Source organism: Sphingopyxis sp. LK2115, from assembly GCF_014595975.1.
Classification (GTDB): Bacteria; Pseudomonadota; Alphaproteobacteria; order Sphingomonadales; family Sphingomonadaceae; genus Sphingopyxis.
Genome location: NZ_JABWGQ010000056.1, coordinates 214987 through 225159, shown reverse-complemented (window position 1 = coordinate 225159; position 10173 = coordinate 214987). Strand labels below are relative to the sequence as shown.

General features: G+C 66.6%; 9 protein-coding genes, 1 tRNA gene and 2 pseudogenes. 6 read left to right on the top strand and 6 right to left on the bottom strand.

The window, feature by feature from the left end; genetic code table 11:
* Nucleotides 1-142 precede the first annotated feature (142 nt).
* Nucleotides 143-262, bottom strand: a pseudogene (locus HUW43_RS13985) (transposase); the annotation flags it as partial.
* A 242-nt stretch (nt 263-504) separates the two neighbouring features.
* On the opposite strand from HUW43_RS13985, the gene HUW43_RS13980 reads away from it, so the two are divergent.
* Genes HUW43_RS13980 through HUW43_RS13970 form a run of 3 tightly spaced genes read left to right on the top strand, consistent with a single transcriptional unit; the run spans nt 505 to nt 2764 of the window.
* Nucleotides 505-741 (top strand): DUF3489 domain-containing protein, encoded by a 237-nt coding sequence (locus HUW43_RS13980; protein WP_188237957.1) that lies wholly within the window; start codon nt 505-507, stop codon nt 739-741.
* Nucleotides 738-1151: a DUF2924 domain-containing protein gene (locus HUW43_RS13975; RefSeq protein ID WP_188237956.1), complete on the top strand. Its 414-nt coding sequence runs from the start codon at nt 738-740 to the stop codon at nt 1149-1151. The genes HUW43_RS13980 and HUW43_RS13975 overlap by 4 nt, the downstream gene beginning before the upstream one ends.
* Nucleotides 1148-2764, top strand: coding sequence for a recombinase family protein (locus HUW43_RS13970; RefSeq protein WP_188237955.1), 1617 nt, complete (start codon nt 1148-1150; stop codon nt 2762-2764). Before HUW43_RS13975 ends, HUW43_RS13970 begins: the two co-directional genes overlap by 4 nt.
* A gap of 294 nt (nt 2765-3058) precedes the next feature.
* Here HUW43_RS13970 and HUW43_RS13965 read toward each other — a convergent pair.
* Nucleotides 3059-3499, bottom strand: a pseudogene (locus HUW43_RS13965) (IS481 family transposase); the annotation flags it as partial.
* A gap of 262 nt (nt 3500-3761) precedes the next feature.
* Nucleotides 3762-3835: transfer RNA gene (locus HUW43_RS13960), tRNA-Cys, on the bottom strand.
* Between the two features lie 238 nt (nt 3836-4073).
* Here HUW43_RS13960 and HUW43_RS13955 point away from each other — a divergent pair.
* From HUW43_RS13955 to HUW43_RS13945, 3 genes are all read left to right on the top strand, one after another.
* Nucleotides 4074-4736 (top strand): protein-L-isoaspartate O-methyltransferase family protein, encoded by a 663-nt coding sequence (locus HUW43_RS13955; protein WP_188237954.1) that lies wholly within the window; start codon nt 4074-4076, stop codon nt 4734-4736.
* A 39-nt stretch (nt 4737-4775) separates the two neighbouring features.
* Complete coding sequence (locus HUW43_RS13950; protein ID WP_188237953.1) at nt 4776-6269, top strand: TolC family outer membrane protein; 1494 nt, start codon at nt 4776-4778, stop codon at nt 6267-6269.
* A 76-nt stretch (nt 6270-6345) separates the two neighbouring features.
* The gene (locus HUW43_RS13945; RefSeq protein ID WP_188237952.1) at nt 6346-6786 is read left to right on the top strand and encodes a DUF2497 domain-containing protein; all 441 of its coding nucleotides are present in this window, start codon (nt 6346-6348) and stop codon (nt 6784-6786) included.
* Nucleotides 6787-6869: 83 nt separating this feature from the next.
* Here the strand turns inward: HUW43_RS13945 and nudC are convergent, their stop codons facing one another.
* From nudC to HUW43_RS13930, 3 genes are read right to left on the bottom strand one after another with little or no spacing between them, the layout of a single operon-like run.
* The gene (gene nudC, locus HUW43_RS13940; RefSeq protein ID WP_188237951.1) at nt 6870-7739 is read right to left on the bottom strand and encodes an NAD(+) diphosphatase; all 870 of its coding nucleotides are present in this window, start codon (nt 7737-7739) and stop codon (nt 6870-6872) included.
* On the bottom strand, nt 7739-9025 hold the full coding sequence (locus HUW43_RS13935; protein WP_188237950.1) for a serine hydrolase domain-containing protein: 1287 nt from the start codon (nt 9023-9025) through the stop codon (nt 7739-7741). The genes nudC and HUW43_RS13935 overlap by 1 nt, the downstream gene beginning before the upstream one ends.
* Nucleotides 9022-10038, bottom strand: a complete 1017-nt coding sequence (locus HUW43_RS13930; RefSeq protein WP_188237949.1) for an A/G-specific adenine glycosylase — start codon at nt 10036-10038, stop codon at nt 9022-9024. The genes HUW43_RS13935 and HUW43_RS13930 overlap by 4 nt, the downstream gene beginning before the upstream one ends.
* Nucleotides 10039-10173 lie beyond the last annotated feature (135 nt).

The window sequence follows — 10173 nt, the reverse complement described above, 5'->3', positions numbered from 1 at the left end:
GTCCTGCCGAACAAGACTCGATCCTCGATTCGTCAAGGGCTATCGCGCCAAGAGATTGTAGGAAAGCGAAAATCCTCCGCTGTCCCGTCCAATCATCGCCAGAATGGTTTCGTCGGGAACTTCGCTAGATGTAATTAGGGGCCTTGTAGAACGTTGCCGGGCTGAGGCCGTGCTTGCGGCATACCTCCGCTGTCGGCAGCCCAGCCTCCTGCTCCTTGAGCATACCTATAATCTGTTCCTCGGAAAAACGGCTCTTCCTCATTCGTCTGCTCCTTCGTGCGGGGCAGAATCTACATCAAATCGAGGGAGCCAGCGGGAGGGGCAGGTCACAGGACATCCACCATAATGGATGTATTTTTTAGGATTGGGCTCGACTTCCCCGTCACACCAAGCATTGCTGTTCGCCCAGCGACGCCCTGAATCGCAGCCCGCCCCAGCCGACCGATCGGCGGGGCTCTGGGTGGTGGGCCCGGTATCCTGCCGGGTCTCATCAGGAGACAACCCATGACCAAGAACGCCGACACGAAGACGCCGCGCGAAGGCAGCAAGGCCGCGGCTTTGCTAGAGATGCTGCAGCGGAAAGACGGCGCCACCCTTGACGAAATGACCGAGCGCACCGGCTGGCAGCCGCACACGGTGCGCGCGGCGATGACGGGTCTGCGCAAGAAAGGCCATGTCATCGAGAAGCGCACCTCCGGCAACACGACCGTGTGGTTCATCGCCGCGAAGGCCGACGCATGAGCCGGCGCCGGAACTTGGGCGAGGCGGTCGCCGCGATCGCCGCGATGCCGCTCGCTGAGCTGCGCATCGAGTGGGAGCGACGCTACGGCGCTGCTCCCCGCCACCGCAGCGCCGAACTGCTGCGTCGGGTTTTGGCCTGGCGCGTCCAGGCCGATGTCGAGGGCGGGCTCGATGCCACGACGCGCAAGCTTCTGGTGCGCGAGGATCTGCCGCTGCGTATCACGCCGGCCGCAGGCATGCGCCTCGCCCGCGAATGGGCGGGCCGGACCCATGAGGTCGTCGTGATCGAGAGCGGGGTCGTCTATGAAGGCAAGACCTGGGGCAGCTTGTCGGAGGTCGCGCGCCATATCACGGGGATGCGCTGGAACGGCCCGCGCTTCTTCGGCCTCCGGCACGCGAACGCGCGATGAGCGTGTCGCCGCGCAAGCGCTGCGCCATCTATACGCGCAAGTCGACCGAGGGGGAGCTCGACCAGGCGTTCAACACACTCGTTGCCCAGCGTGAAGCCTGCGAGGCTTATATATTGAGCCAAGCGGGCGAGGGCTGGGAATGTCTTCCCGATCGCTATGACGATGGCGGCTGGTCAGGCGGCAACATGGATCGCCCTGCCCTCAAAGCCCTGCTTGCCGATATCGTGCGCGGCCGCATCGATATCGTCGTCGTCTACAAGGTCGACCGCCTCACCCGTAGCCTGATGGATTTTGCCCGCATCGTCGAAACCTTCGACGCGAACTCTGCCTCTTTCGTCAGCGTGACGCAGGCGTTCAACACCACGAACAGCATGGGGCGCCTTACCCTCAATGTCCTACTGTCGTTCGCGCAGTTCGAGCGCGAGGTCACCGGCGAGCGGATCCGCGACAAGATCGCGGCGTCCCGCGCCAAGGGCATGTTCATGGGCGGCAATGTTCCCCTCGGCTACGACCTCGGAGATCGGAAGCTCGAGGTGAATGAGACCGAAGCCGAGACAGTCCGGCATATCTTCACCCGCTATCTCGATCTCAAGTCGGTCCCGGCGCTCGCGAAGGAGTTGGCCGCTCAGGGCATCCGCTCGAAGCGTTGGACCTCGCGCACAGGGAAGACCCACGGCGGACTGCCATTCCATGTCGGTGCGCTGGCCCATATCCTCCGGAACGGGGTCTATCGGGGCTTCGCCGTCCACAAGGGCAAGGCGCATGCCGGCGAGCATGATGCGATCGTCCCGGCCGAGCTGTTCAATGCCGTGCAGGAGCAGCTCGAGGCGAACCAGGTGAAGCGCAGCGCGCGCAAGACCCGCGCCGCCTCATCGCCGCTGACCGGCAAAATCCACGATGCCGATGATCAGCCGATGAGCGTGAGTTTCTCCTATGGGCGGGGGAAGAAGATGTACCGCTATTACCTCAGCGACTGCCTCCTTCCGCGCACCGCGAACATGCCGACCAATCGTGAGGGACAGCGGTTCTCGGCGGCACGGGTCGAGCGCGCGATCAGCGTCGGGCTACGCGATCTGGTCGTCGATCAACATGACGCCGATCTATTCGGCGCCATTACCAAGGTCACGGCGCTCGGCGACCGGTTGTTCGCTGAGATCGACGTTGCCGCGATCGCCGATGACAGCGCTCTCGGTGCGACCCGCATCATTAGCCGCGCTGAGTTGATCGATGCCGACGCGAAGATCGATGGCGACATCTTGCGTATCTCCGTGCCGCTACCGCCCGACCGAAGCGGGCGGACGAAGCAATCGCCGGGCCAGACCATGGTTGGCGCCGAAACGAAGGCCGACCTCGCAACCCTTGTCCACACCGCGCACCGGCGGCTCGACGAAATCAACGCCTCGCCGATAATGCCCTCCGCACATAGCCAAATGACGGCTGGCGCAACGGAGTGGATCCGGCAGCGGATCGTGATCGGGCTTCTCGCCCCAGATATCCAGCGCGCACTGCTGACCGGCAGCGCGCCGGATCATGTCACGCCCGAATGGATGCTGAAGCAGGAATGGCCACTGGATTGGGCGGAGCAGCGCAAGCTTGTCGGCCTTCCGACATGACGGCTCAAAAGCTGGTTATGGACTTGCGGATCGACTTGATGATGTGTCCGCCCATGGACGACGACCGCCGCAACCTCATCATCGCCCTTTCGACCGAGGTTGGCGTCCCTTATGGTAAGCGGTGTTCCTTCGCCACCTTGCAGCGCCGGGATTGAGCGGGGAGTCTCCGCACCCTGATCTTGCGAGGGGCGCTGGTGCTATGATGATGTCGGGTGATGATGCTGGCACCAGCGGCGTGCCGCGCTTTGAGGTTTTCACAGGTGCGGGCAAGCGTCGCGAGTGGTCGCCGGAGGTGCCCTCGGCGGTCTGGACCTCGGCAATGTCGATATGGAAGTAGCCGATCGGATAAGTCTTGAACTTGCGCTTCGGCTCCTTGTCGCCGGTCACCTCGGGCAACCGGCTGATGCCGTGCCGTTGCAGACAGCGATGCAGGGACGAGCGTGTCAGGTGCGGGATCGTCGCCTGCAAGGCATAGAGGCAGTCATCCAGCGGTAGCAGGGTGTGCTTGCGGAAGGCGACGATGATCGCCTCCTCTTCGATACCCAGCACCGTCGAATGGGCATCCCTCGGCCCCGTCGGCAGATCCTTGACTGCCGTGCGCTTCTTCCACTTGGCGACGGTCTTCTGGTTGATGCCGTAGCGCTTGGCCAGAACCCTCAGGCTCTCTTGACTATGCTGTATCGCTCGACGGACTGCCTCTGTCGTGCGGGCGCTCCCGTGTAGAATCTGTCCCATAGTGCATACCTCCTCACTTGCATGGGTAATGCACCATCAAATGCCGGGACCAAACACCTAGGAGCGGATAGTCTGAAAGCGGCCAAGCCCACTGAATTTTTCAATTCCGTAGCTGCAGAATCTCGCGCAGAGACTCTGGCTAATTTTGCGACCATTTGCGAGCCGGAGCGCAACGAGCAGAGACCAAAGGGCGACGGCAGAGGCCCACAATTGCGCCGTTTCATCGGCGAAACTATCTATTTTTGGGTTCGATGAATATGGATGGAGGCCCGAGCCGGAATCGAACCGGCGTATACGGATTTGCAGTCCGCTGCGTCACCACTCCGCCATCGGGCCTCAGGCGCATGATATGCGTCGAGTGAGCGCCCCTAGCCGTTTCGCCCCGCACTGGCAATCCGATTGTTGGACCGATCGTCTTGTGCCCGCCGCAGCGCGATGCGGGGTTGGCGCATCCCCTCCGCCGGGCTATGCGCGCGGCAGCGGACCGCCGGGCTGTATTATTGTTGCAATACAGCATCGCTTCGGCTAGAGCGGGCGCAAAGGATCAAGACTCCAGGGAATCGGAACAAGGCTGATGGCGACCAGGTTTAGCGAAATCACCGCGGCGGAGATGCGCGCCGCCATGATCGACAGCCAATTGCGGACAAATGACGTCATCGACCCCGCGGTCGTGACGGCGATGGGCGCAGTGCCGCGCGAGGCGCATGTGCCCGCGGCGCTTTCCAGCGTCGCCTATATGGACCGCGCGATCGCGCTGGGCGACGGACGGATGCTCAATCCCCCGCTCGTCACCGGGCGGATGCTTGTCGCCGCCGCGATCCGTCCGGGGATGCGTGTGCTGCTCGTGGGCGGCGCGACCGGCTATACCGCGGCGCTGCTCGCCGCGCTCGGCGCCGAAGTTCATGCGGTCGAGGAAGCGCCCGCGCTGATCGCGATCGCGAAACCGGCGACCGCCGACGCGAACATCCGCTGGATCGAGGGGCCGCTCGCCGCGGGCGCGCCCGACGCCGCCCCCTATGACCGCATCATCATCGACGGCGCGATCGAAATCCTGCCCGACGCGCTCGCGGCGCAGCTCGCCGAGGGCGGACGCATCGTCGCCGCGCGGCGCGAAGGCGCGGTCACGCGGCTTGTCCAGGGCGTAAAGGCGGGCGGCGTGGTCGCGCTGCGCAGCTTTGCCGACATGGACGTCGCGCCGCTGCCCGGCTTCGCCGCGCCAACCGGATTCCGCTTCTGAACCGCCCCTCCCCCCTCCTTGTTTCAGGCTGACATCACGATGACCGATAGCGACAAGAAACCGTCCCCTCGTCGTGCCCGATGGCTTGCCGGCCTTGCCGCGAGCGCGCTGATGCTGCCGATGACGGCAAAGGCTGAAACCCTGCAAGGGGCGCTCGCCAAGGCGTATGAAAACAACCCGACGCTGACCGCGGCGCGCGCGGGTCAGCGCGCGAACGACGAAAATGTTCCGATCGAAAAAAGCTTCGGCCTGCCCGAAATCGGCACGCAGGCAAGCTATGAAGAAAATCTGATCATCCCCGGCAATAATTTCAGCTCGCCCGCGCGCTCGGTGACGATGGGCGGACGGCTGAGCGTCCCGATCTATCAGGGCGGCGCGGTGCGCAATGCGGTGCGCGCGGCGAAACATCGCGTCGAGGCGGGGCAGGCCAATCTGCGCGCGACCGAGGCGAGCATTTTTTCACAGGTCGTCGGCGCCTATATGGACGTCATCCGCGACCAGGCGATCGTCCAGCTCAACCAGAAAAATGTCGCGGTGCTGCGCACCAATTTGCAGGCGACGAGCGACCGCTTCGAAATCGGCGACCTGACCCGCACCGACGTCGCCCAGTCGGAGGCGCGGCTGGCGCTTGCCGAGGGCGACCTCAGGACCGCCGAAGCCAATCTGATCGCCAGCCGCGAAGCCTATATCCGCCTCGTCGGCGAAGCGCCGGTCGATCTCGAGCCGCCGCCGCCGCTCCCCAACCTGCCCGCCAACGCCGAAGAGGCCGTTGCGATCGCGCTCGACAGCAACCCCGACATCGAGGCCGCGAGTGAACAGGTCAAGGCATCGCGCGCCGACATCGGCACCGCCAAGTCGAGCCGCGCGCCCAAGGTGTCGGCGATCCTCAGCGGCGGTTACAATAATTTCCTCGGCTCGCTGAACAGCGGCGTCCCCGGCGTCAGCGTGACGCAGGAAACGTCGAGCGCGGCGGCGGGGGTCGAGGTCACGCTGCCGATCTTCACCGGCGGCCGCCGTTCGGCACAGGTGCGGCAGGCCCAGTCGCGCAGCAGCCAGGCGATCGAACAATATGTCGAGGTCGAACGCGGCGTCATCGCCCAGACGCGCGGCGCCTATGCGGCGTGGCAGGCGAACGAGCGCATCATCGCCGCGACGCGGCAGGCGGTCGGCGCGAACGCGCTTTCGCTCGAAGGCGTGCGCGCCGAGAACAGTGTCGGCACGCGCTCGATCCTCGACATTTTGAACGCCGAACAGGAATATCTGAACACGCAGGTCCAGCTTGTCTCGGCGCAGCGCAACTCCTACGTCGCCGCCTTCTCGCTCCTCGCCGCGATGGGCAAGGCCGAGGCGCGCGACCTGGGGATCGAGGGCGGCGCGCTCTACGATCCCGAGGTCAATTATCGCCGGGTGAACGGCCAGCTTTGGGACTGGGCCGACGATCCCGAACCGCAGCAGGTCGCGACCGACACGCGCGCCGTGCCTGCCGCCGACGCCGCCGTTCCCGAAGGCCCGCCCGCGCCTGCGCCACAATAAGGCTTGGCAAGATACGCCCCGGACCGGTAAGGAAAGCGTTAACCATCCGGTAAGCGCGATGGTTTAGGGGGTTTATATGGGCGATATGTCGCGAGAACCGTCGATGGAAGACATTTTGTCGTCGATTCGGCGTGTCATCGCCCGCGACGAGGCGCCCGGCGCCGCGCGCGAGATTCGCGTCCCCGAAGCCGACGACATCCTCGACCTTCAGGATCGCGACGATCGCGCCGCGGCCGAGCCCGTTTTCGGGGACGCGCCCGCCGCCGATGACAAACTTGTTTCCGAAGCGAGCGCCGATGCGGCGCGCCAGTCGCTCGAGGCGCTGACCGCCGTGGTCGCGCCCGCCGTTGCCGCCGCCACCGCCGCCGCCCCCGCCACAAGCGGCCGCACGATGGAAGAAGTCGTGCTCGACGCGCTCCGCCCGATGCTGAAAGAATGGCTCGACGCCAACCTGCCCGCACTGGTCGAGGCGATGGTGGCGAAGGAAATCAGCCGGATCACCGGCAAAAGGGGTTAACGGCCGGTTGCGGCCAGCGAGTCGGGCGTCCGGTTTCGACCGGAAGCGGACATGACAGCATATGCTGTCGGCCCCAACGACCGCTACCCAGCCCAATCTTCCAGCAGATGGCGCGCGATCGCCAGCGGCGGCGGCGCCAGAAAGCTTGCGCCCATGTCGCCCGCCAGCGCCGCGCGCACCTCGGCACGGTCGACCCACATCGCGGCCTCGATCTCGGTCGTGTCGAGCGTCAACGCCGCGCCCGTCGCGACCGCGCGGCAACCGATCATCAGCGACGAGGGAAAGGGCCAGGGCTGGCTCGCGACATAAGACACGTCCGACACATGGATGCCCGCCTCCTCGAACAATTCGCGCGCGACGGCTTCCTCCAGCGATTCGCCGGGTTCGACAAAGCCCGCAAGCGCCGAGAAAAAGCCCGGCCGAAAGCCCGGCTGACGCCCGACGAGCACGCGGCCCTCATATTCGGCGAGCATGATCACCACCGGGTCGACGCGCGGAAAATGTTCGGCATTGCACGCGCCGCAGCGCCGCCCCCAGCCGCCGCGAAACAGCGCGGTCGGCGCGCCGCACGCCGCGCAGAAGCGATGCCGCGCGTGCCAGTCGACCAGGCTGCGCGCGCCGCCATAAAGCGCCGCTTCCTCGGCCGACAGCAGCGGCAGCAGCCCCATCACCGTGCGCGAGCGCGCATCGACGCGCCGACCTGCCGCCGCCTCGCGCACGAAGCGCGGCGCGCCCGTATCGTCGATGCCGAGCAGGATCGGCGCGCGCTCGTCGGCGGGGTCGAGCGGTTCCCACAGCAGCCCGCCCCCTTCGCCCGGCACAAAATCGATCCCGTCGAGCGCAAGGCAGGTCGCGCGCGGATCGGCAAGCGCTGCGGCAAAAGACGCCTCATTGACACGAAGCTGGTCGGCGCGGTCGAGCCGCGCGCCGGTGAAGCCGAGCGGCAACGGCATCAGCTCATCACATCCTTGAAGAAAGTCTCGCCGAACCTGGCCTGAAAGGGCACGGCGTCGGACGGCATGATCTGCGTGTAGCCGGCGGCGCGATAGCCAAGGCCCCGGTGGACGAACCCGATCGTCCCCGCGGCACCCGCCCAGCCGAAAATGCCTTCGCCGCCGGGCGAAGTCGGCAGCGACACGCGGCCGCCCGCGCCAAAGCCCTGCCCGTCGATGAACGTCCCCTTGCGGTCGACGCTGTCGTCGATCAGGTTCGACATCGCGAGCCGCGCGGTGTCCGCCGACATCACCCGCACCCCGCCCGTTTCGCCCTCGCCGAGCAGCATCGCGAGGAAACGGTCGTAATCACGCGCGCTCGATACAAGGCCGCCGCCGCCGAACGGATAGGGGGGCGGGTCGAGATAGATCGAGCTTGCCGCGGGGTCGAAGGGGATAAGCGCGCCGCTGAACGGCGCATAATTGCTTGTGAAGCGCGGCACGTCCTTCGCCGCGACCATGAACCCCGTGCTCGTCATGCCCAAGGGATCGAACAGCCGCGCCTTCAGAAAGGCGTCGAACGCCTGGCCCGACACGACCTCGATCACCCGCCCCAAAAGATCGAGGCTGATCGAATAGCTCCATTTCGTCCCCGGCTCGTATACGAGCGGCAGTTCGGCCAGCCGGTCGGCCATCGCCGCCAGGCTCGGCGCGGGGGTGACGGGCGCCAGGCCGGGGATCGGCAGGCGGCTCGCCTGCCCGCCGACGATGCCCGCATCGTCATACGCCTTTTTGATCGGCCCTTTCTGGATGATATTATAGCCCAGCCCCGCGGTGTGGGTGAGCAGCTGGCGCACCGTGATCGGGCCTTTGGCGGGGCGCACGTCGGTGAGCGATCCGTCGGGGGTGTTCTGCACCTTCATCTTGGCAAAGGCGGGCAGAAAGTCGGCGATCGGCTGGTCGAGCCGCATCTTGCCATCCTCGATCAGCAGCATCGCGGCGATGCCCGTCACCGGCTTGGTCATCGAATAGAGGCGCCAGATCGTGTCGGGGCCGACCGGCGTCGGCGACCCGTTCGACTGAACCCCCGCGCCGATGAACAGCGGCGCCTCCTGTCCCTTGCCGATTGCGGCGAGCGTTCCGGTGAGTTCGCGGCGCTCGACAAACCCCCGGACGAACGCGCGCGTCGCGGGATAAAGCGCCTCGCCGTCGGCGCGCCACGCCCATGCGGTGCGCGGCAGCAGCGCCGCCGCGCCGCCCAGCGCCATTCCGCCCATCAACGCGCGGCGCGTCACCATCATGTTCATGTGTCTCTCTCCAGCATCCTGACCACCAGCTTGCGATAGAGCGTCGGCAGCCCCGCGGCGTCAAGGTCCGAGATCGGCCACCATTCGCCTTCCGCTGCGGCATCGGCCATTTCGCCGCGCACCAGCGCCAGCGTCAGATCGAAATGGGTAAAGCCATGGTCGACGCGGACGATTTCCGATTCGCTGCGTTCGGTTTCGGCGGGCGGCGCATCGGTCCACTCGCCGCCGGGCAGCGCGCGCATCCCGCCGAGCATTCCCCTGCCCGGCCGCCGCACCAGCCAGATCGCGCCGTCGCGTTCGATCCAATGCGCGATCCCGTGGCGGCGCGGCTTCGCCTTCTTCGGCGGTTTGACCGGCAACCGCTCGACGTCGGCGCGCCCGAGCGCGCGGCAGTCGGCGGCGATCGGGCAGCGATCGCACGCGGGCGCGCGCGGCGTGCAGACGGTCGCGCCGAGATCCATCAGCGCCTGCGCAAAATCGCCCGGCCGCGCATCGGGCACCAGCGGCGCCAGCGCCGCGCGAATCGCGCGCTTCGCCGCGGGGAGCGGCGTTTCGATGTGCCGGTGGCGCGCGATCACGCGTTCGATATTGGCATCGACCACGACCGCCGGGCGGCCGAAGGCGATCGCCGCGACCGCCGCAGCGGTATAGTCGCCGATGCCCGGCAGCGCGCGCAGCCCCGCCTCGCTGTCGGGAAAGCGCCCGCCATGATCGGCAACGACTGCGCGGGCGCAGGCGAGCAGGTTGCGCGCGCGGGCATAATAGCCAAGCCCCGCCCACGCCGCCATGACCTCGGCCTCCTCCGCCGCCGCCAGATCGGCGACGGTCGGCCAGCGCTGCGTAAAGCGCGGGAAATAGCCCGCCACCGCGGCGACGGTCGTCTGTTGCAGCATGACTTCGGCTAGCCAGACGCGATAGGGGTCGGGGACCGCCCCGCTGCCCGGCGCGATCCGCCACGGCAGCGCGCGCGCCGAACGGTCGTACCAGTCCAAAAGGCGCGCGGAGAAGCTCATAAACCCCTCGTCTGAAGGGGAGAGCGGCGAAACCTGGCGGCTGGCTGGCTGGTTGCAGCGGGTGGGGGCGTGTCGCCTTGCGCAAGGCGGCACGCCCCCACCCCAACCCCTCCCCGGAAGGGGAGGGGCGATTCC

What these genes read in the sequence shown, in the direction of transcription:
- HUW43_RS13980 (WP_188237957.1), top strand. Translation starts at nt 505, where the DNA reads ATGACCAAGAACGCCGACACGAAGACGCCGCGCGAAGGCAGCAAGGCC.
- HUW43_RS13975 (WP_188237956.1), top strand. Translation starts at nt 738, where the DNA reads ATGAGCCGGCGCCGGAACTTGGGCGAGGCGGTCGCCGCGATCGCCGCG.
- HUW43_RS13970 (WP_188237955.1), top strand. Translation starts at nt 1,148, where the DNA reads ATGAGCGTGTCGCCGCGCAAGCGCTGCGCCATCTATACGCGCAAGTCG.
- HUW43_RS13955 (WP_188237954.1), top strand. Translation starts at nt 4,074, where the DNA reads ATGGCGACCAGGTTTAGCGAAATCACCGCGGCGGAGATGCGCGCCGCC.
- HUW43_RS13950 (WP_188237953.1), top strand. Translation starts at nt 4,776, where the DNA reads ATGACCGATAGCGACAAGAAACCGTCCCCTCGTCGTGCCCGATGGCTT.
- HUW43_RS13945 (WP_188237952.1), top strand. Translation starts at nt 6,346, where the DNA reads ATGGGCGATATGTCGCGAGAACCGTCGATGGAAGACATTTTGTCGTCG.
- nudC (WP_188237951.1), bottom strand. Translation starts at nt 7,739, where the DNA reads ATGCCGTTGCCGCTCGGCTTCACCGGCGCGCGGCTCGACCGCGCCGAC.
- HUW43_RS13935 (WP_188237950.1), bottom strand. Translation starts at nt 9,025, where the DNA reads ATGAACATGATGGTGACGCGCCGCGCGTTGATGGGCGGAATGGCGCTG.
- HUW43_RS13930 (WP_188237949.1), bottom strand. Translation starts at nt 10,038, where the DNA reads ATGAGCTTCTCCGCGCGCCTTTTGGACTGGTACGACCGTTCGGCGCGC.